This is a genomic window from Haloplanus sp. GDY1 (assembly GCF_023703775.1).
Lineage (GTDB): Archaea > Halobacteriota > Halobacteria > Halobacteriales > Haloferacaceae > Haloplanus > Haloplanus halophilus.
Genome location: NZ_CP098514.1, coordinates 1398786 through 1418951 on the forward strand (window position 1 = coordinate 1398786; position 20166 = coordinate 1418951).

A 20166-nucleotide genomic window follows, 5' to 3' on the forward strand; every position below is an offset into this window, starting at 1 on the left:
CCGCCAACGGCCGGGCGTGCAAGAGTTCGAGCGCAAACAGCTCCTCGAACGCGTCAACCGCGAGGGGGCGACGGTGGGCGCGTCCATCCCCGAGACCATCGACGTGCAGGGTGAGGAGGTTGACCTCCAGTCGTTCGTCTTCGAGATCAAGCGCCGCGACACGGTGCCGAAAGGCGAGCGCGAGCGGGTCGAGCAGGCGAAGAAGAACCTCCGACGCGAGCGACTCCAGCGACTCCAGCGCATCGAGGACGGCGAGGTGAGCTACGCCGAGGGCGAGCGACTCGTCGAGAGCATCATCGGCATCGACCGCGCGCTCAACGCCCTCGAGGCGCTCGGTCCGGCCGACCTCGAACGCGAGGCCGAGGCCCAGGAGGCCGCCGACCGCAAGCGGTGGATGAAGTTCCTGCGGAAGGCGCTGGGCCACGACGACACCAGCCACAACACCCGGGGGCGGCCGTGAGCCGGAACGCCGAGGTGGCGGATCGCTTCGAGGAGATGGCCGACCTGCTTGAGGCCGACGGGGTCGAGTACAAACCCCGGAGCTACCGCCGCGCCGCCGAGAACGTCCGCGACCATCCGCGGCCGGTCGAGGAACTGGTCGCGGAGGGACGGGACGCGGTCGAGGGGATCGACGGCGTCGGCGAGGCGCTGGCCGACAAGATCGTCGAGTACGTCGAGACGGGGGAGATCGAGGAACTGGAGAACCTGCGGGAGGACCTCCCCGTCGACATGGCGGCGCTGACGAGCGTCGAGGGCGTCGGCCCGAAGACGGTGGGGACGCTCTACGAGGCGCTCGGGATCACCACCCTCGACGAACTGGAGGCCGCGGCGGAGGCGGGGGAGATCCGCGAGGTGTCGGGCTTCGGCGAGAAGACCGAAGCCAACATCCTGGAGAACATCCCCTTCGCCCGGCAGGCCCAGGAGCGGGAACTCCTCGGCGACGCCCGCCCCGTCGCGGAGTCGATCCTCGCCCGCCTCCGTGACGCCGACCCCGTCGTCCGCGCCGACGTCGCGGGGTCGCTCCGCCGGTGGCGCGAGACCATCGGCGACGTCGACGTGCTGGTCGCGAGCGAGGACGCCCCGGCCGCCGTCGACGCCTTCCTCGACTGGGACGCCGTCGACGACGTGATCGAGTCCGGGACGACGAAAGCGAGCGTCCGCGCCCGGGGGATGCGGGTGGACTGTCGGATCGTCGTCCCCGACGAGTTCGGCTCGGCGCTCCAGTATTTCACCGGCAGCAAGGACCACAACGTCCACCTGCGCAACCTCGCCATCGACCGCGGCCTGAAGATGAACGAGTACGGGATGTTCGAGGCGGGCGAGGCGGGGAGCGCCGCGGACGGCACGGAGTCCGGCGAGGAGAGCGACGCCGACGACCCGTCGAGCGAGCGGACCGGCCGCCGGATCGCCGGCACGACGGAGGCGGAGATGTACGAGGCCCTCGACCTGCCGCTCATCCCGCCGGAACTCCGGGAGGACCGGGGGGAGATCGAGGCCGCCCGGGAGGGCGCCCTCCCCGACCTCCTCGCGGAGGGGGACGTCCGCGGCGACCTGCACACCCACACCGACTGGTCGGACGGCACCGCGTCGGTCGAGGCGATGATCGCGGCGGCCGCCGACCGGGGCGACGACTACCTCGCGATCACGGACCACGCCACCGGTCCGGGGATGGTCGGCGGCGTCGGCCTCGACGACGGTGACCTCCGCGAGCAGATGGCGGCCGTCGAGGACGCCGCCGCGGACGCCGGAATCGAGGTCCTCCACGGCGTCGAGGCCAACGTCGACGCCGACGGCGGCCTCTCGGTGGGCGAGGACGTCCTCGCGGCCCTGGACCTGGTGATCGCCTCGCCCCACAGCGGCCTCGGGGCGGATCGCGAGACGGCGACCGACCGGCTGGTGGCCGCGGTCGAACACCCCGAGACGGACGTGCTCGGCCACCCGACCGGCCGCCTCATCAACGACCGCCCGGGGCTGGATCCGGACCTCGACCGTCTCGTGGCGGCGGCGGCCGACGCCGGGGTGGCCCTGGAGGTGAACGCCAACCCGCACCGCCTCGACCTGAACGACGAGGCGATCCGACTCGCCGTCGAGGCCGGGGCGACGATAGCCGTCGACACCGACGCCCACGGAACCGGGGAACTCGACTTCCGGCGGTACGGCGTCCACACGGCCCGCCGCGGGTGGGCGGAGCGCGGGGACGTGCTCAACGCCCGCCCCGCCGACGACCTGCTGGCGTTTCTGGACTGATGCGGTTCCTCTGTGACGCGATGCTCGGCAAACTGTCGACGTACCTCCGGATGTGTGGCCACGACGCCGCCTACGCCCTCGATCGGGGCGTCGAGGCCGACGACGCGGTCCGCGACCTGGCCCGCGAGGAGGGGCGACGACTCCTCACCCGGGACGCGGATCTCGCGGCGCGAACCGAAGGGGCGATCCGACTCACGGCCCGGGACGTGACGGAGCAGTTGCGCGAACTCCGCGAGGCGGGCGTCGACCTCTCGCTCCCCGAGACGCCGTCGCGGTGCGGGCGGTGCAACGGCCCGCTCGACCCGGTCGGAGCGGGGGCGACGACCCCCGAGAGCGCCCCCGACCCGTCGGGAACGGACGTCTGGCGGTGCGAGCGGTGCGGCGGCCACTTCTGGAAGGGGAGCCACTGGGACGACGTGCGGCGACGGCTCCCCGAGTGAAGGTGTCCGGACGGTCAGCCCGTTCGACGGGGCGCTCCGCCGGCCGGGAATCGTTCGTGTTCGTTCGTTATGAATGGTATCCCTCTAGACACTTGGATAGAGGTTTTCTATGGCAATCGCGCGTTGTCCGAGATACCTCGACGGCCACCTCGTCCGGCTGTGGGGGTGCGAACGATGACAGGGAACCCACACGCTCGACGCGAGATCGTATCGACCCGTCGCATCGGCAGCGACGACCGACCGACAGCCGCCACGACGCGTCCCCACGATGGCTGAGGGACTGCGGACGCGGACCCGGGAAGGCGAGAACGACCTCCAGGGGACGGTCTGTCTCGTGACCGGGTCGTCCCGGGGGATCGGGCGGGCGATCGCGGAGGAGTTCGGACGGCGCGGTGCGAACGTCGTCGTCACCTATCGGTCCTCGGCGGCCGCCGCCCGCGACGTCGCCGACGGGATCGACGCGACGGTGGGCAACGCGCTGGCCCTCCAGGGCGACGTCACCGACCGTGACCGGATCGAGACGATGCGTGAGCGCGTCCACGACGCCTTCGGCCCGGTCGACGTGCTCGTGAACAACGCCGGCATCACGGCAGACCGACGGTTCGAGGAGATGACGCCCGAGGAGTGGGACCGCGTGCTGTCGGTCTGTCTCGACGGGACGTTCAACTGCACGAACGCGTTCTTCGCGGACGTTCGGGACGCCACGGACGGTCGCCTCATCAACATCTCCAGCGTGGTCGGCGAGCAGGGAAACTACGGCCAGGCGAACTACGCGGCCGCGAAGAGTGCGCTCTCCGGCTTCACGCGATCACTCGCCCGGGAACTCGCGTCCCACGGCTCGACGGCCAACTGCATCGCGCCGGGCTACACGCGGACGGACATGGTGACCGAGATTCGTGACGACGTCCGGGAGCGACTCCGGGATCGGATCCCCGTCGGTCGCTTCGCCAACCCCGAGGAGGTCGCCCACCTGGCGGGATACCTCGCGAGCCCACGGTCGTCGTACATGACCGGGGAGGTCCTCAACCTGAACGGGGGACTGAACCTGTGACCGACGACCCGGAGACGGCCGCGACGGGGGACAGGGAAAACGGTGGGAGCCGGACCCGCGACGCGCTGGGGGTCGAGCCGCTTCCGGAGCGACTCGACTCGTCGCCGGCGAAACTCGTCTACCTCTACCTCCGGGCCGTCACGGAGGCCCGGCTGGCGGAGCTCAGGCGCTCGCTGGGGATGCGAGCGCTGGCCCTGTATCCGGTGCTGGAACTGCTGATCGACCGCGGCCTCGTCGAACGGGTCGACGACAGGTACGTCGTCACGGCAGAGGAGGAGACGTGACCGACGAGCAGTCCACACCACGTGTCGAACTCCGTCTTCGTGACCCCACGCACTCGTCCGTGGACGAGCGACAGCGACGGGTGTACGAACGGCTCGCGAAGCTCCATCGGGCGGGCGAGATAGCCGACGTGTCCGTCGAAGTCTGGGGCAAGCAGGTGCGCGCGAGGACGCCGAGGAACCCGACCGACGACGCGCTCGTCGAGCCCGCCCGCGCCGCGTTCGAGGAGTTCGAAGCGTGGGCGAAACGCAACGACAGCCGCCTCGAACCGGCGTTTTCGACCCACACGTACGGATCGATCGTCGGCGACGAGCCGACGGAAGTCATCCGGTTTCCGGTCGTGTGTCTCGCGGTGTACGACGGCGACGACCTGCTGAGCGTGGTTCCCCGTTCGACGGACGGGGGAGTCCGAACCGTCGACGACTGTCTCGCGACGCTCCGGTCGAGGGACGGACACCCGGCCGAAACGTGCGAGTGAACCGACGATGCACGCCACAGCGAGATGCCGGACGGCCGTCCCGCGGCGGCGGGGACAGCCAGTGAGCCACGACCGGTGGAGGAGTTCGCCCACCGGGACGGCCGCCGGCCCGGACACGCGGACGACGAGCGGACGGAGAAGCGCGCTCGCGGCCCGGCCGGCCGGAGGGAGTCGCCGACGGCGATGACGGGGGAGCGATCCACGGCCGACGACGGACTGTCGCTCGACGTCGTCCACGACCTGCTGTCCAACCGACGCCGGCGACGGATGCTGTACTGCCTGTATCGGTACGCGAACCCGATGCAACTGCCGGACGTCGCCGACCAGGTGACCGAGTGGGAGCAGGGATCGTCGGCCGATGAGCTACTCGACGAGCGCCTGCACACGTACACCGACCTCTACCACACGCACGTCCCCAAATGTGCCGACGTCGGCGTCGTCGCGTACGACCAGCATCAGGACACGGTCGAACTGGATCGCAACGCCGCGCAACTCCGGCCCTATCTGGAGCGCGCGGCCGAGCGGGACTTCGCGGCGGACGACGCGGCGCCGCTCTGAGCGGCCGGGGTCGCGGCCACACGACGCCGCGTCACGGGCCGTGTTCGCGCTCGAAGAGGACCACGAACAGTTTGCGCATCGCGTGCCGGAGGTGGAAGTGGAACGTGGAGGAGGCGATGCCCATGGAGTCGGCGATTTCCTCGGCCGTACTCCCCCGGGGCCACTCGAAGTAGCCGGCGAAGTAGGCGGTTCGGAGGGTGTGTGACTGCTTGTCGGTGAGCGCTTCCGTCAGCGTCTCGCGGACCTCTCGAACCGGTCCGACGGACCTGTCGAGTTCCCGCTTTCTCACCAGTTCCGCGCCGGGACACACGTCGCGAAGCCCGTTCCTGACGGTTCTGACGTCCGCTTCCGGCGTGATCTCGAGGGAGAGACGGCCGACTCCCGCCTCGGCCGTGGCCGAACGGACCGTCGCGCCGTAGTCGACGAGGGTCCGAATCGGGGAGGGGCCCGAGAGCCGGCATTCGACCAGCCCGCCGTCCCCGGTCCCGCCGATCACCCGAGACGCGTCGACCTGCGGCGCGTCGCCCGCGCGCTCGGTGAGCGCCTCCGGGGACGCCCCCTCCGTCTCGACGTAGTAGAGCAACTCCCCGTCCCCGGTGGGGACGACCCCGTCGAGGGTGAGCCGACAGTCGAGCGCCTCGGACGCGGTGCCGAGGAACCAGTCCGCATCCGCGATCTCGAACTCGAGTTCGACGGCCGTCCCCGCGGTCAGGGCCCGCCGGATCTCCGCGGCTCTGATCGCCCGTCCGATGGTCTGTCCGAGTTCCCGGAGGGTCGCGACCTTCTCCTCGTCGAAGACGTCGCCGCGGTCGGTGTACAGCGTCAACACGCCGTACTGGGCCTCGCCGGCGGTGAGCGGGACCACCGCCGCACCGCGCGTGCCACGTTCGAGGAGCGCCTCGTGCCACGGGTCCGTCGCCGACACGTCGCCGAGGTTCCCGATCACGTGGACCGCACGGGTCCGGGTCGCCGTCTCCAGTAACTTATCGAGCAGTCCGCCGTCGGCCACCGAGATGGACTCGTCTCCGACCGCCGCGTCCGTCGCGTCCGCCGCCGCGTGGACCGTGATCGTGTCGTCGGTTCGGTATTCGCCGATCCACGCCGCCGGATACGCGTCGTTCTCCACGAGCCGGTCCGGTACCTCCGAGACGATGGCGTCCCGGGTCGTCGCGTTCACGATGGCCCGGTTGATGCTTCTGATGGTGTCGTTGAGCCGGGAGAGTTCGGTCAGCCGTTCGTTCTGGCGTTGCAGGTTCCGCTGGGACTCCGCCCGACCCAGGACGGCCGTCGTGTTGGCCGCCAGCAGCTCCGCGAATTCGACAGCCACGTCGTCGAACGCGCCCGGTTCCGGGGATCGGACGACGAAGACGCCGTAGTCCCCGAGCGGCACGATCAGTTCGCTCTCCACCGGGGGGTCGCTCGTCCGCGTTCGCGCACGAGTGTCGCTGGAAACCCGGGTGTCGCCGTCGACGAACGTCTTCCAGATCCGACTTCCGGTCCCGACGACCGACGGCAGGTCTCCGACCGGACTCTCGCCGTCGGCCAGCCGTGCCACCGGACGGAGCGAGCCGGCGGCGTCGTCGAGGAGGTAGACGCCCACGAGCGGAGCCTCCAGAACGTCGCCCACCGTCCGTGCCGCGAGGTCGGCGACGTCCTCGGGCGTGGTGGCCTCGAGGAGCGCCCGCGTCGCCTCGGTGACGGCCATCAGGACGTCCTCCCGCCGTTTCTGCCGGGTGATGTCCCTGGAGACGACGACCGCCGACCGTACGTCCCCCGGCTGTCGGATCGGCGTCACCCGCGCCTCGAACCAGCGTGGCCCCGCCGGAACGTCGAGTCGGTACTCCACCGTCCGGAGTCCGTCGGCGTCGAGGCTCCGGCGGACGGTCGAGCGGATCCGATCGGCCACGTCGGCCGGTAACACGTCGTGGAGTCGACTGCCGAGCAGTTCCTCGGGGTCCGCGTACAGGAGCGACTCCGTCTCGGTTCCGCCCAGATACTCCCTGTAGTAGCCGTCCTCGTCGATCACGAAGACGAGGTCGGGGAAGCTCGCCGAGAGGGCATCGAGCAGCCGACTCGTCCGGGCGAGTTCGCGTTCGCGCTCCACTCTGTCGGTCACGTCCTCCGCGATGCCGACGATCCGAGACACCTCCCCGTCCGCGTTCCGGATCGGCACCGCCCGGTCGTGGATCCACCGGCGCGTGCCGTCCGACGGTTCGATCCGGTACACCTCGTCGTACGCGCCGGTCGGCCGTGATTCGAAGGCGGTACGGACCCGCTCCCTGTCGTCGGGGTGGATCGCGTCGAGAACGGGGTGGGGTTCGTCGTGGCGTCGCTCCCGCGGCTCCCCCCACACGCCTTCGTACGCGGGGTCGACGTGGAGTAGCTCCCCCTCGTCCGGATCGGTCATCCAGACGACCTCGCCGAGGGTTCCGACGATCCCGCGGAACGACCGACAGCCGGCCGAGCTACCGGCGGACTCCCCTGCGCCAGGGACGCCTCCCGACGTCTCGTCCCCGGTAGTGTCGGCGGATCCGACCGGGATCCGCTCCGCGGCCCACTCGTCGACGCTCCGGCGGGAAGCGGCCGACGCCGAGGTCGACTCCACGCTGAGGGGGAGGTCCCGCGCCCGGCAGTCCGCGTACAGCGCCCGCAGCGCGGAGCGATCCGGCCCCCTGATCCGAAACGCCCACTCGTCGTTCGCACCGACCCCCCGCTCGATGGACGCACCGTGCGTCCGGACGAGGGGGAGGAAGTCGTCGAACGCGACGGCCCAGCCGACGCGATAGAGCGCCGTCCCCGCCCGACTACCGCAGCGTGACAGCCGCTCGACGCGCTCGTCCGCGCGGAGTTCGGCCTCGAACGCGTCCAGGTCCGCCGCCTCGACCCAGAAGTACGGGATCGGCCGGTCGTCGAGCGGAACGAGTCGCGCTAGCTCGACGACCCGCTCCACGTCGGTCCGGAAGACCGTCCCCAACTCGAATCCGGTCGCCGGAAGCGTCGCCCGAGAGAGGGCCGTCACGGGGGATCACCCCGTCGGAGATGGTCCACTCCCGGAGCGGCAGTGTGGCACACGATGACTCCCCCACCGAGTTCCCAGTCGGAACCCCACCCAACCATCATGTTTTTTCGCCATAGTATTCAACCCTGCGACGGACGGGCGTTCGAACGGCGGTCCGCGGACCGGGGGTGAGGAGTCGTTGCGCGAGCGCCGGGGAGGGGGACGCCGGAGCGGTCGCTCCCCGTTCGAGAGACGGCACGGAGCGGTATCGACGGCCCCGTCAGTCGGTGCCGGGGCGCCGGCGGCCGGCCGAACCGCGACGTCCCGCGCTCACCGACCGTCCCACTCCTCGCAGGCGTCCATGTCGGCCATGACGCCGTCGTGGAAGCCACAGTAAGGCTGGATGCCGCGCTCGGTGCGCACGTACTCGAAGTGCTCGCAGTTGCCGCAGTAGCGGTCGGCGGCGTCGGTGGACGCGTCGGTCGCCGCGGTCGACTTCCACGTCTCGGCCGTCCCGTCCGCCGAGGACGAGGGCGAGGGCGGCGACTGGGGACCGGCCGGGTCGGTCGTCGCGCCACCGCCCTCCGAGTCGGACGACGGGACGCTCGTCACCTCGCGGATGTCGGTGTCGTCGGCGCCGCCGTCGCTCACCTGCGCGCCGACGGTGGGCGTCGGGCCGGAGGCGCTGCCGCCGAGGCCGACGCCGCCGCGTGCCTGCGAGCGGTCCACCTCGATCACCTTCGTCTCGCCCTGGCGGGTGACCTCCATCGTGACGGTGCCGCCGGGGTCGTTGCGCGTCTTGAAGTTGGCGATGCCGACGAACAGACACCAGAAGGTCGTGAGCGCGCCGAGGAAGTAGACGCCGGCGGTCGGGAGCGTCAGGTCGACCATGCCGGGGGCGCAGTTGGCGCCGGACCACCGGCAGGGGTAGGCGTGCGCGAACAGGGCGACGCCGAGGACGGCGACGCTGGCGCCGATGCCCGCGGCGGCCCGGGTCGAGCGCTCGGCGGGCAGGACCGCCGAGATGCCGAGGAAGACGGCCGGCACGCCGAGGCCGGCGAGGATGCCGCCGTACTCGCGAACGTCGAGGAGGGTGGTTCCACCGCCCAGTAACACGTCGGTCGTGGCGACGACGATCCCCGCCACCACGAGGACGATGCCGACGACGAACAGGCTCGCCCCCGCGTAGATCTGCCGGAGACTCGGACCGCTCCGGTCGTCCCCGTGGTAGACCTCCCCGAGACTGGTCATGCCCACGACTACACTACCCACCCACAAAACGCTACGTCAGACGGGCGTGTGACGGCGTCTCGGCGCCTCGAGTGGTTCGAAGGGATTAACTCCCGGGACGGAGTAGTCCCGGTCATGGCTGACGACGCGGACGACGCGGACGAGGGTGAGCCGGCAGTCGAACTCGGCGAGGGCGAACCCGTCGAGGGCGCGCCGCTCGCGCGGGTGGCCTCGCGGCTCACCTGGCCGCAGGAAGCGAGCAACGTGCGTCGAAAGGAGGGCGAGGCGACGATCCGAACGCCCGACGGGCCGCGGACGCTCGATTCGGTCCTCGACGAGGTCGACGAGACGTACTTCGACACCCGACAGACGTTCCTGTCCGCGGTCCGATCGGTGATCGGAACGGGGCCGGTCGCCACGGCCGAGGAGTGAGGTGACCGACCGCCGGCTCTCCTGGGTGCAACTCTCCCTGCTCGTCGGTCTCTGTCTCGCGGTTCTCTGGTCGCTCTGGAGCGTCCCGTCAACCAGCCTCTCGGCGCGCGTCGTCCGCGACGTGACGCTGTTCGTCGGGGTCCCGGGGGCGCTGGCCCTCGCTCGCGGCCGCGACCTGGGGTGGCGCGTCGACCGGCGCGTGCTCCGGAACACCGTCGCGCTCGCCGCCTTCGTCACCCCCTTCTACGTCGTCGGGGCGTCGCTGCCGACGATCCGGGCGTACTACCCGATGTGGGCGACCGACACCGCGCTCGTCCGGTTCCTCCCCCACGCCGCCGCCCAGTTCGTCGTCGCCGCCGCCGCCGAGACGTACTACCGGGGGCTGCTCTGTGTCGGCGTGCGCGAACTCGGGTTCAAGAGCGTCTTCATCAGCCCCGTCGTCTACGCCTTCCACCACGTCCACAAACCGCCGATAGAGCTGCTGCTGTCCGCGCCGACCGACGTGCTCTTCGGTGCCGTCGACTACCACAGCGAGTCCATCCTCCCCTCGGTGGTGGCCCACGGCTTCGGCCTCGCGCTGCTGGACTGGCTGGTGCTTCACCCGCCGCTCGTCCCCACGGCGACGGTCGTGCGGGTGCTGTCGTGGCTGCCCGTGCCGCTGTGACGGCGGCCGAAGGACCCGCCCACGGACGGGCGAGTCGGTGTCATCCGTCCCGTCCGCGCCGCCTTTTATTTCGCCGGGACGCGTGTGGCCGAACATGTCGCTCCCCATCGATCCTTCCGTACTCGACGCGACCGACGTGGGCGAACAGCGCGCGACGCTGGAGATGGACCACGAGGAGGCCGTCGAACACGTCCGCGAGACGTTCGAGGCCGCGGGCTTCGGCGTTCCCGTGGAGTTCTCGCCCTCGGAGTTGCTCAACGAGAAGGTCGACGCCGACCGCGACCCCTACTACGTGCTCGGGGCGTGTAACCCGGCGATGGCCGACCGCGTCCTCGACGCCAGCGACGGCCGGATGGGCGCGCTCTTTCCCTGTAACGTCGTCGTGTGGGAGGAGGAGCCGGGCGTCCAGACCGTCTATCACGTCAGCATCATGCGCATCGGGCGGCTGGTCGGCCTCGCGCCCGACGACGAGGAGATGGCGGAGGTCGTCGCGGGAACGGGCGAGATGGTCGACGCGGCGTTCGCCGCGCTCTAGAAGTCCGCGAGGGTGGTCTGGAGCCCCGCGACCATCGTCGACTTCCGCCGGAGGTCCGCGAGGGAGGTAGGGAGGTAGTCGACGACGCCCCGCACCGCGTCGGCGAGCGTCTCCGCGGTGGCGTGGTCCCCCTCGAAGGCGTGGCGGACGCCCTCCCGGACCTGCCAGACGCCCGCAGGCCCCCAGTAGTCGTCGGAGACGTGCCGGAGGACGAGACACTTCGCCGTCCGGCCGCGCTCGTCGAGGTGTTCGAGGACCGCCAGCCGGGCGGCGTGGTAGGCGCCCGCCGTCTCCTCGACGTAGCCCGTGCGGCCCTCGTACCCCTCGCGGTCGGCGGCCAGCCACATCCCGGCCTCGGGGTCGGGGTTCCAGACGCTCCCCGGCGCCTTCAGTTCGACGAGTTCGTACTCCCACTGGCCGGGCGCGAGGATCACCCAGTAGGCGTTGCCGAGAAAGTCGTTGCGGTGGATCTCCACGCCGCCGACGCTCCGCTCGTCGCGGAGCGACCCCCGGAGGAACTTCCCGACGGTGTCGTCGACGGCGGTGATCGACCACCGCGTCGGGACGAGACGCCGGTTCTCGCTTTGCCCCAGCGCCCCCGCCGAGAGGATGGTGTTCACGTCGTAGACGTCGAACCCGCGGCGGTAGAGGTAGTTGATGGCGCCCTCGGCGCGCCAGTCGTCGTCCTCCAGGGTCTTCTTCACGGGCCGGGGGACGTGCGGGTTCTCTCCGAGGTGGGCCGACCGGGCGGGGGCGCTCGGACCGGTCGGCGTCGAGACGCCGTCGGCGTCGAAGTTCACGGTCGGGTCGCCGTCGAGACCGATCTCCACGTCGACGGGCCGGTCCGCGATGGCCACCTCGCGACCGACGCCGACGAACCCGTCCCACGTGTCCGAGACGTCGACCGACGCCGACCGCCTGGAGTTCAACAGCCCGGTCCGCCGGCGGAACACCTCCGTCAGATCGACGCCCTCCTCGTACCACTCGCCGCTGGTGGCATACCTGTCCGCCTGGCCCTCGTTGCCGACCGGCGAGAGGATGCCCGTCGACACCTCGGGGTAGTTCGACCGCCCGACGAAGATGGAGGGGGAGACGCTGCCGACCACCGAGTCACCCGAGACGGTCCGCTCCACCCGGTCGGCCACCGACTGGACGTGGTCGAGGATGGCGTAGGACTTCTCCTTCGCGAGGCGCCGTCGCTCGGCGCGTTCGTTGGCCTCGATGTCGACGAACTCGTCGAGGCGCATGGCGGATCTAGCGGGGGGCGGGGCTTGAAGCTAACTGTGGATGCCCATCGCCTCGATCTGTTCCTGATACCGGTTGCGGATGGTGACCTCGGTCACCTGGGCGACGTCGGCCACCTCGCGCTGGGTCTTCTTCTCGTTGCAGAGCAGGGAGGCGGCGTAGATGGCCGCCGCGGCGTAGCCGGTGGGCGACTTGCCCGACAGCAGGCCCTTCTCCGCCGTCGTCTCGATGATCTCGTTCGCCTTCGACTGGACCTCCTCGCTGAGTTCGAGTTCCGAGCAGAACCGCGGGACGTACTTCTTGGGGTCGACGGGCTTCATCTCCAGGCCGAGTTCCTGGGAGATGTAGCGGTAGGTCCGACCGATCTCCTTGCGCTCGACCCGCGAGACCTCCGAGATCTCCTCCAGCGATCGGGGGATGCCCTCCTTGCGGCAGGCGGCGTAGAGGGCGCTGGTGGCGACGCCCTCGATGGAGCGTCCGCGGATGAGGTCCTCGTTGAGCGCGCGCCGGTAGATGACCGAGGCGACCTCCCGGACCGAGCGCGGAACGCCGAGCGCCGAGGCCATGCGGTCGATCTCCGAGAGCGCGAACTGGAGGTTGCGCTCGCCCGCGTCCTTCGTCCGGATCCGCTCCTGCCACTTGCGCAGGCGGTGCATCTGCGAGCGCTTCCGCGAGGAGATGGAGCGGCCGTAGGCGTCCTTGTCCTTCCAGTCGATGGTCGTCGTCAACCCCTTGTCGTGCATCGTCTGGGTGGTCGGGGCGCCCACCCGCGATTTCTCCTGGCGTTCCTGGTGGTTGAACGCCCGCCACTCCGGCCCGGGATCGATCTGCTCCTCCTCGATGATGAGCCCGGTCTCTTCGTGAATCAGTTCACCGTCGGCCGTCCTGACGAGGTCCTCGGGATCGAGATCGTCGAGATCGACGTCCTCGTCGGCTTCCCCCTCTTCCTCGCCCTGCCATCGCGTCCGGTCTTCCCGCTGGCGGGTGGGCCGTGTCATCGCGTTTTTATAGTCGTAGTTGGCGTTTACTTAAACCCTTGGTCGAGTCGGCACCGGGGTCACGCGCCCCCGGAGGCGTCGCCGTTGGCGTGGCCGGCGACGACGGGCGCCCGGGCCCGGAGGAGGGTCGACAGGTGATCCGCGCCGTCGAAGACGGTCAGGTCGGCGTCCGGCAGGCGGTCACGCAGGCGACGCGCGCCCGCGAGCGGCGCGTTCGTGTCGCCGTCGCCGTGCCAGAGGCGAACCGGGGGCTCGACGGACGCGAGCGGCACGTTCCAGTCCCGGTCGAGGAGGGCGAACTCGGTGACGGCGCCCCGTCGGCGGGCGAGGGCGGTGACGAAATCCCGCCTGACCCGCTCGGCGACGCCGTCGGGAAGGTCGGCGACGTCCGCGGTGTACTGCGAGACGACCGCTCGGGGAGGGAGCCGTTCGGCGACCCACGCCTGCACGCCGAGGAGGCCTCCGAGCAGTCGCGGCGTCGTCCCCGCGAGGGCGACGAGGAGGCGCTGGGCCGCCGGAGGGCGGTGGTCGAGCGACGGCGGCGGCGCGCCGGCGACCACGTCGACGGCGTCGACCCGGTCCGGGCGCGTCGCGGCGAGGGCGAGGGCGTGGGGGCCGCCGCCGGAGAAGCCGACGGCCCCCACCGTCCCGACGCCGGCGTCGTCGAGGACGGGCGCGACGAACGCGTCGGTGTCGGGGAGTTCGCGGGCCGGCCACGGGGACGAGCGGCCGTAGCCGGGACGGTCGGGCGCGAGGAGGCGGACGCCCGCCCGCGTCGCCGCGGCGTCGAACAGGCCGCCGAGGACGTGCGACCCCGGCGTGCCGTGGAGGAACAACACGGGGGCGCCGTCCGGGTCGCCGTACTCGGCGTAGGCCACCCGGCGGTCGTCGGCCGTCGAGACGGTGCGGAGGGCGGGTGGTCGCGGGGACTCGTCGACCATACGCGGGGTCGACGGGGGGACGCGAAATAGATGGCGGAACGGCCACCCGCGAGCGTTCGCCGGCCGTGACGACAACCCCTATCAGTCGGTCGCCCGAAGTGGGGCCGATGCCGACCATCGACTGTGATCCCGACGACGCGCGGCGACGGCTGGAGGCGGCCGGCGTCGAGGTGGCGGCGGGCAACACCGATCACGAACGCTGGCGGGCGGAGCGGGGCGAGGCGGTGGCCGTCGCCTACGACGACACGGTCGTCGTGCAGGGCGCGCGCCCGACGGACCTGACCGCGCTCCTGTCGGAGGCGGGCGGGCGGGCACACGTCTACTTCGACGGGGCGAGTCGCGGCAACCCCGGTCCCGCCGCCGTCGGCTGGGTCATCGTCTCCGGCGACGGAATCGTCGACGAGGGGAGCGAGACGATCGGCGAGACGACGAACAACCGCGCGGAGTACGAGGCGCTGATCCGCGCCCTGGAGGCAGCCCGGGATCACGGCTTCGAGGAGGTGGACGTGCGGGGCGACTCGGAACTGATCGTCAAGCAGGTGCGCGGGGAGTGGGACGCGAACGACCCCGGCCTCCGCGAGCGGCGGGTGACGGTCCGGGAGTTGCTCTCGGGGTTCGACCGCTGGTCGCTGGAGCACGTACCGCGGGAGATAAACGACCGGGCCGACCGACTGGCGAACGAGGCACTCGACGATGACTGATCTACCGGAGGACCTCCAGCAGGAGGCCGAACGGCTCACCCGCCTGGCCCGTCGGGCGGTCGACGAGGAGGAGGCGGCCGCCTACGAGCGCGACCGGGACGAGCGCCTCGCGGCGCACGACTACGTCGCACGCGTCCGCGAGTCCGACGACACGCTCGTCCTCCACCCGACCGAGTGGATGGAGGGCGACACGGCACGAGTGGATCGCATCGAGGACACCGATCGGGCGGTCGAGATTCCGCTCTCGGGGAGCGGCGACCCGGGGGAGTGGGACGCGGTGGCGACCCACAACGCCGAGGTCGTAGAGCGGGTGCGCGAGCGAGCGGACGACGTCCACGCGGCCAACGCCCGCGCGTTCGCCGACTTCATGGAGAACCACTACGGCCGGCGGGTGGAGACGGCGACGGCGGCGGAGCTACGGGAGTTCCTGACGGAGTATTTCCCGCGGAACGCGTGGCCGAGCGACGCACAACGCGACGCGGTGGAGCGGTCGCTCGAACACGTGTTCGCGGCGACGGAAACGGAGACGCCCGAGTTCAGTTCTGCGCGTCGATGAGGTCACGGACCGCGTCGGCGCGGTCGTCGCCCGTGACGAACTTCGAGAGAACCCAGTTGAGCCGGTTGAGAACCGCCTCGTGGCCCTCCTCGGTCAGTTCGTACTGATTCGTCCGCTTGTCGAGTTCGCTCTTCTCGACGAGGTCCATCTCGACGAGGTTGTCGAGGTTGGGGTACAGGCGGCCGTGGTTCACCTCGGTGCCGTAGTACTCCTCGAGCTGGCGTTTGATCGCCAGCCCGTACATGGGTTCCTCGGAGAGGATGACGAGGATGTTGTGCTGGAACGCGGTCAGGTCGCGAACGATGCCGGGGTCGCTGCTTACTGCTTGTGCCTCTGACATACCCGGAAACATGTCACGGGGATATTTAACCTTTCTCAACTCGTTCTTGAACGTGAGAATCAGGCCGTAGATCGCCCGAATGCGACCTTATCGGTTCGAGACATATCGCTCCTCGAACCGGTTCGCGATCGTCCGCATCGCGACGACGACTGCCCGGTCGTCGACCGAGTGCTTCGCCCGGAAGACACGGGTGGTCCGGCGGACCGGATCCACCGAGGCTACTCGTCCGTGTCACGTTGACTCAGGCGCGGGGATTCATGTACCTTTTCATTCGTGTTCCCGTGAGCGGTCCCGAAAGGCCTATTTGGCGGTTCGGTAGTCGTATTGGTATGGTGAACCTGTGGGAAGACCTCGAACCCGGCCCGAACCCGCCCGAGACGATCACCGCCGTCGTCGAGTGTCTCAAGGGCGAGCGCAACAAGTACGAGTACGACAAGGACGTCCCGGGCGTCGTCCTCGACCGGGTGCTCCACAGCAACGTCCACTACCCGAGCGACTACGGGTTCATTCCCCGATCGTACTACGACGACGAGGACCCCTTCGACGTGCTCGTCCTCGTCGAGGATCAGACGTTCCCGGGCTGTATCGTCGAGGCCCGCCCCGTCGCCCTCATGAAGATGGACGACGACGGCGAACAGGACGACAAGGTCATCGCCGTCCCGACCGAGGACCCGCGGTTCGATCACTACCAGGACCTCGAGGACATCCCCGAACAGACCCTCGACGAGATAGACGAGTTCTTCTCTACCTACAAGAACCTCGAGGAGGGCAAGGAAGTCGAGACGCTCGGCTGGGAGGACAAGGCGGCCGCGAAGGAGGCCATCGAACACGCCATCGACCTCTACGACGAGAAGTTCGCCTGACGGCGAGATACCCGTCAGTTATCCGCCCGGCGCCGCCGATGAATTATGCGCATGGGTAATCTTTTGTCCGAGAGTTCCGTATGCGGTCGTATGACCGACACAACCCATCCCGGCCTCAGTCACGTGACCGTCGTGCCGTCGAACTACGACGGGGACGAGGAGGGGTCGGACTCGGCGGGCGGCGCGGCGACGGATCGCCGGCGGCCGGATCCCGCGGGTCGCTAGCGGCCGCGGGCGGAGCGGCGACCGCCCCCCTTTTTGTCGGCCCCGCCACTACGCAACGACAATGGCTCAGTGCGACGAGTGCGGCAGCCACGAGAACCTGCCGTATCAGTGTCGGCGCTGCGGCGGGACGTTCTGTGCGGAACACCGCCTCCCGGAGAACCACGACTGTCCGGGGCTGGACGAGTGGGACGACCCGTCGGGCGTGTTCGACAGCGGCTTCGACGACAGCGTTCGCGACGAGGGCGGGTCGGGTGGGATCCTCGACCGCCTCCCCGGAGTCGGCGGATCGGTAACCGGCACCGGCGGCGTCCTCGCGTACTTCAGGGGCAACGTCGCGTACCTGTTTCTGGCGCTCATGTGGATCACGTTCGCCCTCCAGTTGATCGTCGGCGGCCTGGCCGGGCGGGAGACGATGGCGACGCTGTTCGTCCTCCGATCCGACCACCTCGCCTACGTCTGGACGTGGCTCACCTCCATCTTCGCCCACGGCGGCCTCTATCACATCGCCGGGAACAGCATCGTGCTGTACTTCTTCGGGCCGCTGGTCGAGCGCTACGCCGGGTCGAAGCGCTTCGCGGCCCTGTTCCTGATCAGCGGCGCCCTCGCCGGCCTCGGGTTCGTCGGCGCCAGCGTCGTCCTCGGGTCGGTCGGACCCACGGGCGTGAGCGTCGTCGGCGCCAGCGGCGCCATCTTCGCCGTCCTCGGCGTCCTCACCGTCCTCAACCCCGGGTTGCGGATCTACCTCTACTTCATCATCCCCATCCCGCTGTGGCTGTTCACCGCCGGCTTCACCGTCATCTCCGTCCTGTTTTTCCTCTCGCCACAGTCCGCGGCGTCGGTGGGACAGGGCAACGTCGCCCACCTCGCGCACCTGATCGGACTGGTGATCGGACTGGCGTACGGCAAGCGGATCAAGCAGCCACGGCGCGTCCCCGACCAGTTGACCTTCGGCGGGGGACGCGGACCGGGCGGTCCCGGCGGGCCCGGCGGCCCCGGACGGCGGTGAGAGCGTGACCCCCGTCCGTCCCGAGTTCGTTCCCGATCCCTCGCAGTCCCGCGCGGAGATGGAGGCGCTCCAGCGGCGAGTGGCCGAGGCCGCCCGCTTCGACGACGACGTGGCGTTCGACCCGTCGGCCGTCTCGCTCGCCCCGGACGCGTCGCTCGACGGCGACCGGCCCATCGTCGCGGGCGTGGATCAGGCCTTCCTCGACGACCGGGCGGTCAGCGCCGTCGTCTGCCTGCGCGGCGGCGAGGTGGTCGAGCGCGCGCACGCGGTGACGCCCCTGGAGATTCCGTACGTGCCGGGACTGCTCTCCTTCCGGGAGGGCGGCCCGATCCTCGCGGCGTTCGAGGCGCTCTCGTCGGTGCCGGACCTCGTCGTCTTCGACGGGAGCGGCCGGATCCACTACCGGCAGGCCGGCCTCGCGACGCACCTCGGCGTCGTCCTCGACGTCCCGAGCGTCGGCGTCGCGAAGAACCTGCTCTGTGGACGCGTCGAGGCCGACACCGACGGCCGCCCGGCGGGGTGGCGGGCGCCGGTGGTCGCCGACGAGGACGTGGACGCCCCCGCGGGGACCGTCCTCGGCTACGCCTACCAGTCGCGGCAGTACGATTCGAACCCGGTCGTCAACCCGCTGTACGTGAGCCCGGGGCATCGGGTGAGCGCCGAGACGGCGGTGCGCCTCGTCGAGCGACTCCGTGACGGCTACAAGCTCCCGGAGCCGACGCGGCTGGCCGACGCGTACGCGGACGAGCGCAAGGCGGCCCTGGCGGAGGAGTAGTCGCGGGCGCTTCGTTCGTTTTAAGCCACATCTCCGCCACCTCCCGGTAATGAGCGACGATCAGGAACTCGGGATCACCGAGTCGAAGGAACACAGCACCGGCGAGTGGTACGCCGAAGTCGTGCAGAAGGCGGGCCTCGCGAACTACGGGCCGGAGGGGATGAGCGGATTCATCGTCACGCGCCCGCGCGGATACGGGCTCTGGGAGACGATCCAGAACGAACTCGACGCCCGCTTCAAGTCGACCGGGGTGCAGAACGCCTACTTCCCGATGCTCATCCCGGAGTCGTACCTCGAACGCGAGAAGGACGTCGTCGAGGGATTCGACCCCGAGGTGGCGTGGGTCACGCAGGGTGGCTACGAGGAACTGGAGGAGCGACTCGCGGTCCGCCCCACCAGCGAGAGCATCATCGCGCCGTACCTGAGCCGGTGGATCCGGAGCCACCGCGACCTCCCCATGCGCGTCAACCAGTGGTGTAGCGTGGTGCGGTGGGAGGCAACCGAGACCAAGCCGTTCTTCCGCACCAAGGAGTTCCTGTGGCAGGAGGGCCACACCGCACACGCGAGCGAGGCCGACGCCTGGGAGGAGACGACGACCCGACTCGACCAGTACGAGGAACTGTACGAGGACGTGCTGGCCATCCCCGTTCTTCGCGGGAAGAAACCCGAACACGACAAGTTCCCCGGCGCGGACACGACGACCACCGTCGAGGCGCTGATGCCGGACGGCAAGTCGGTGCAGGGCGCGACCAGCCACTACCTCGGGCGGAGCTTCGCCGACGCCTTCGACATCACGTTCACCGACGAGGACGAGGACGAACGCGTGGCCCACACCACCTCGTGGGGGATCTCCTGGCGGGCGCTCGGCGCGCTCATCATGACCCACAGCGACGATCAGGGACTCGTCCTGCCGCCGACGATGGCGCCCGAACAGGTCGTCATCGTCCCCATCTGGCAGGAGGAGACCAAAGACGACGTGCTGGCGTACGCGGAGGGCATCGCCGACGACCTGCGAGCCGCGGGCGTGCGCGTCGAACTCGACGACCGCGACGAGCGCAACCCCGGCTTCAAGTTCAACGAGTGGGAGCTGAAGGGGGTCCCACTCCGGATCGAGATCGGTCCCAACGAGGAGGCGGAGGGGACGGCCACGCTCGTCCACCGACCGGACGGCGAGTCGGCCGGCGTCGACCGCGAGGGCATCGCCGACACCGTGGCCGACCACCTCGACACGGTCTACGCCAAACTCTACGCCGCCGCCGAGGAGAACCTGACCGAGAACGTCCGCGAGGCGTCGGATCGCGCGGGGATCCTCGGCACCATCGGACAGCACGGCGGCTACGTCAAGGCGCCGTGGTGTGGCGACGAGGACTGCGAGGCGGCGGTCAAAGAGCAGGTGGCCGCGGAGATCGTCCTCGTCCCCTTCGAGGGGAGCGAGAGCGACACCGAACCGATCCACGACGGCGAGACCTGCGCGCTCTGTGACGACGACGCCGTCGAGACGGCCTACTTCGCCCGGTCGTACTGATCGCCCGGCGGTACCGCCGGTTCGACCGAATTAATCGTTATCTACCTTCGCTAAGGTCTTTGCCCATGTTTGTATG

23 protein-coding genes are annotated in these 20166 nt (G+C 70.1%); 17 read left to right on the forward strand and 6 right to left on the reverse strand.

What is annotated here, in order from left to right:
- Nucleotides 1–16 precede the first annotated feature (16 nt).
- The 7 genes from NBT67_RS07550 to NBT67_RS07580 all read left to right on the forward strand — a co-directional run bounded on the left by NBT67_RS07550 (nt 17) and on the right by NBT67_RS07580 (nt 5056).
- Nucleotides 17–460: a DUF5788 family protein gene (locus tag NBT67_RS07550; RefSeq protein ID WP_251344232.1), complete on the forward strand. Its 444-nt coding sequence runs from the start codon at nt 17–19 to the stop codon at nt 458–460.
- Nucleotides 457–2247, forward strand: a complete 1791-nt coding sequence (locus tag NBT67_RS07555; RefSeq protein WP_251344233.1) for a DNA polymerase/3'-5' exonuclease PolX — start codon at nt 457–459, stop codon at nt 2245–2247. The genes NBT67_RS07550 and NBT67_RS07555 overlap by 4 nt, the downstream gene beginning before the upstream one ends.
- Entirely contained in the window at nt 2247–2687 is a 441-nt protein-coding gene (locus tag NBT67_RS07560) for a DUF5615 family PIN-like protein (RefSeq protein ID WP_251344234.1), read from the forward strand. The genes NBT67_RS07555 and NBT67_RS07560 overlap by 1 nt, the downstream gene beginning before the upstream one ends.
- A gap of 268 nt (nt 2688–2955) precedes the next feature.
- Complete coding sequence (locus NBT67_RS07565; RefSeq protein ID WP_251344235.1) at nt 2956–3738, forward strand: beta-ketoacyl-ACP reductase; 783 nt, start codon at nt 2956–2958, stop codon at nt 3736–3738.
- The gene (locus NBT67_RS07570) at nt 3735–4022 is read left to right on the forward strand and encodes a TrmB family transcriptional regulator (RefSeq protein ID WP_251344236.1); all 288 of its coding nucleotides are present in this window, start codon (nt 3735–3737) and stop codon (nt 4020–4022) included. The genes NBT67_RS07565 and NBT67_RS07570 overlap by 4 nt, the downstream gene beginning before the upstream one ends.
- A complete protein-coding gene (locus tag NBT67_RS07575; protein WP_251344237.1) occupies nt 4019–4498 on the forward strand; it encodes an HTH domain-containing protein in 480 nt (159 codons plus the stop codon). The genes NBT67_RS07570 and NBT67_RS07575 overlap by 4 nt, the downstream gene beginning before the upstream one ends.
- Nucleotides 4499–4522: 24 nt before the next feature.
- Nucleotides 4523–5056, forward strand: a complete 534-nt coding sequence (locus NBT67_RS07580; protein ID WP_251344238.1) for a DUF7344 domain-containing protein — start codon at nt 4523–4525, stop codon at nt 5054–5056.
- Between the two features lie 31 nt (nt 5057–5087).
- On the opposite strand, the gene NBT67_RS07585 is transcribed toward NBT67_RS07580, so the two are convergent.
- Nucleotides 5088–8075, reverse strand: coding sequence for a bacterio-opsin activator domain-containing protein (locus NBT67_RS07585; RefSeq protein ID WP_251344239.1), 2988 nt, complete (start codon nt 8073–8075; stop codon nt 5088–5090).
- Between the two features lie 309 nt (nt 8076–8384).
- The gene (locus tag NBT67_RS07590; protein ID WP_251344240.1) at nt 8385–9305 is read right to left on the reverse strand and encodes a cell division protein CdpA domain-containing protein; all 921 of its coding nucleotides are present in this window, start codon (nt 9303–9305) and stop codon (nt 8385–8387) included.
- 114 nt (nt 9306–9419) lie between these two features.
- On the opposite strand from NBT67_RS07590, the gene NBT67_RS07595 reads away from it, so the two are divergent.
- The 3 genes from NBT67_RS07595 (at nt 9420) to NBT67_RS07605 (ending at nt 10915) form a co-directional block, all read left to right on the forward strand.
- The gene (locus NBT67_RS07595; protein ID WP_251344241.1) at nt 9420–9716 is read left to right on the forward strand and encodes a DUF5789 family protein; all 297 of its coding nucleotides are present in this window, start codon (nt 9420–9422) and stop codon (nt 9714–9716) included.
- Nucleotide 9717: 1 nt separating this feature from the next.
- Nucleotides 9718–10380, forward strand: a complete 663-nt coding sequence (locus tag NBT67_RS07600) for a CPBP family intramembrane glutamic endopeptidase (protein WP_251344242.1) — start codon at nt 9718–9720, stop codon at nt 10378–10380.
- Between the two features lie 94 nt (nt 10381–10474).
- Nucleotides 10475–10915 carry a DUF302 domain-containing protein gene (locus NBT67_RS07605; protein WP_251344243.1) on the forward strand — a complete coding sequence of 147 codons (441 nt, stop codon included), beginning with the start codon at nt 10475–10477 and terminating at the stop codon, nt 10913–10915.
- Here NBT67_RS07605 and nreA read toward each other — a convergent pair.
- Genes nreA through NBT67_RS07620 form a run of 3 tightly spaced genes read right to left on the reverse strand, consistent with a single transcriptional unit; the run spans nt 10912 to nt 14099 of the window.
- The gene (nreA, locus tag NBT67_RS07610; RefSeq protein ID WP_251344244.1) at nt 10912–12162 is read right to left on the reverse strand and encodes a DNA repair protein NreA; all 1251 of its coding nucleotides are present in this window, start codon (nt 12160–12162) and stop codon (nt 10912–10914) included. The genes NBT67_RS07605 and nreA overlap by 4 nt on opposite strands.
- 30 nt (nt 12163–12192) lie before the next feature.
- Nucleotides 12193–13158, reverse strand: a complete 966-nt coding sequence (locus NBT67_RS07615) for a transcription initiation factor IIB (protein WP_251344245.1) — start codon at nt 13156–13158, stop codon at nt 12193–12195.
- Between the two features lie 59 nt (nt 13159–13217).
- Nucleotides 13218–14099 carry an alpha/beta fold hydrolase gene (locus tag NBT67_RS07620; protein WP_251344246.1) on the reverse strand — a complete coding sequence of 294 codons (882 nt, stop codon included), beginning with the start codon at nt 14097–14099 and terminating at the stop codon, nt 13218–13220.
- A gap of 107 nt (nt 14100–14206) precedes the next feature.
- Between NBT67_RS07620 and rnhA the strand changes: the two genes are divergently transcribed.
- Together rnhA and NBT67_RS07630 are read left to right on the forward strand one after the other, a co-directional pair.
- Nucleotides 14207–14800 (forward strand): ribonuclease HI, encoded by a 594-nt coding sequence (gene rnhA, locus NBT67_RS07625; RefSeq protein ID WP_251344247.1) that lies wholly within the window; start codon nt 14207–14209, stop codon nt 14798–14800.
- Nucleotides 14793–15356, forward strand: coding sequence for a DUF7108 family protein (locus NBT67_RS07630; RefSeq protein WP_251344248.1), 564 nt, complete (start codon nt 14793–14795; stop codon nt 15354–15356). The genes rnhA and NBT67_RS07630 overlap by 8 nt, the downstream gene beginning before the upstream one ends.
- Here NBT67_RS07630 and NBT67_RS07635 read toward each other — a convergent pair.
- Nucleotides 15337–15696, reverse strand: coding sequence for a PadR family transcriptional regulator (locus NBT67_RS07635; RefSeq protein ID WP_251344249.1), 360 nt, complete (start codon nt 15694–15696; stop codon nt 15337–15339). The two genes, NBT67_RS07630 and NBT67_RS07635, sit on opposite strands and share 20 nt — an antisense overlap.
- 329 nt (nt 15697–16025) lie before the next feature.
- Between NBT67_RS07635 and NBT67_RS07640 the strand changes: the two genes are divergently transcribed.
- The 5 genes from NBT67_RS07640 (at nt 16026) to proS (ending at nt 20090) form a co-directional block, all read left to right on the forward strand.
- Entirely contained in the window at nt 16026–16559 is a 534-nt protein-coding gene (locus NBT67_RS07640) for an inorganic diphosphatase (RefSeq protein WP_251344250.1), read from the forward strand.
- A gap of 90 nt (nt 16560–16649) precedes the next feature.
- On the forward strand, nt 16650–16784 hold the full coding sequence (locus NBT67_RS17990; protein WP_256474708.1) for a hypothetical protein: 135 nt from the start codon (nt 16650–16652) through the stop codon (nt 16782–16784).
- Between the two features lie 61 nt (nt 16785–16845).
- Complete coding sequence (locus tag NBT67_RS07645) at nt 16846–17790, forward strand: rhomboid family intramembrane serine protease (protein ID WP_251344251.1); 945 nt, start codon at nt 16846–16848, stop codon at nt 17788–17790.
- 4 nt (nt 17791–17794) lie between these two features.
- Complete coding sequence (locus NBT67_RS07650; protein ID WP_251344252.1) at nt 17795–18565, forward strand: endonuclease V; 771 nt, start codon at nt 17795–17797, stop codon at nt 18563–18565.
- A gap of 49 nt (nt 18566–18614) precedes the next feature.
- Nucleotides 18615–20090 (forward strand): proline--tRNA ligase, encoded by a 1476-nt coding sequence (gene proS / locus NBT67_RS07655; RefSeq protein ID WP_251344253.1) that lies wholly within the window; start codon nt 18615–18617, stop codon nt 20088–20090.
- The last annotated feature ends 76 nt before the right edge of the window (nt 20091–20166 follow it).

Excerpts from the sequence above, each read along its gene's own strand:
- NBT67_RS07635 (WP_251344249.1), bottom strand. The coding sequence starts at position 15,696 with ATGTCAGAGGCACAAGCAGTAAGCAGCGACCCCGGCATCGTTCGCGAC.
- NBT67_RS07645 (WP_251344251.1), top strand. The coding sequence starts at position 16,846 with ATGGCTCAGTGCGACGAGTGCGGCAGCCACGAGAACCTGCCGTATCAG.
- rnhA (WP_251344247.1), top strand. The coding sequence starts at position 14,207 with ATGCCGACCATCGACTGTGATCCCGACGACGCGCGGCGACGGCTGGAG.
- nreA (WP_251344244.1), bottom strand. The coding sequence starts at position 12,162 with ATGCGCCTCGACGAGTTCGTCGACATCGAGGCCAACGAACGCGCCGAG.
- NBT67_RS07565 (WP_251344235.1), top strand. The coding sequence starts at position 2,956 with ATGGCTGAGGGACTGCGGACGCGGACCCGGGAAGGCGAGAACGACCTC.
- NBT67_RS07620 (WP_251344246.1), bottom strand. The coding sequence starts at position 14,099 with ATGGTCGACGAGTCCCCGCGACCACCCGCCCTCCGCACCGTCTCGACG.
- NBT67_RS07640 (WP_251344250.1), top strand. The coding sequence starts at position 16,026 with ATGGTGAACCTGTGGGAAGACCTCGAACCCGGCCCGAACCCGCCCGAG.
- NBT67_RS07605 (WP_251344243.1), top strand. The coding sequence starts at position 10,475 with ATGTCGCTCCCCATCGATCCTTCCGTACTCGACGCGACCGACGTGGGC.
- NBT67_RS07615 (WP_251344245.1), bottom strand. The coding sequence starts at position 13,158 with ATGACACGGCCCACCCGCCAGCGGGAAGACCGGACGCGATGGCAGGGC.
- NBT67_RS17990 (WP_256474708.1), top strand. The coding sequence starts at position 16,650 with ATGACCGACACAACCCATCCCGGCCTCAGTCACGTGACCGTCGTGCCG.
- proS (WP_251344253.1), top strand. The coding sequence starts at position 18,615 with ATGAGCGACGATCAGGAACTCGGGATCACCGAGTCGAAGGAACACAGC.
- NBT67_RS07560 (WP_251344234.1), top strand. The coding sequence starts at position 2,247 with ATGCGGTTCCTCTGTGACGCGATGCTCGGCAAACTGTCGACGTACCTC.
- NBT67_RS07595 (WP_251344241.1), top strand. The coding sequence starts at position 9,420 with ATGGCTGACGACGCGGACGACGCGGACGAGGGTGAGCCGGCAGTCGAA.
- NBT67_RS07630 (WP_251344248.1), top strand. The coding sequence starts at position 14,793 with ATGACTGATCTACCGGAGGACCTCCAGCAGGAGGCCGAACGGCTCACC.
- NBT67_RS07580 (WP_251344238.1), top strand. The coding sequence starts at position 4,523 with ATGCCGGACGGCCGTCCCGCGGCGGCGGGGACAGCCAGTGAGCCACGA.
- NBT67_RS07590 (WP_251344240.1), bottom strand. The coding sequence starts at position 9,305 with ATGACCAGTCTCGGGGAGGTCTACCACGGGGACGACCGGAGCGGTCCG.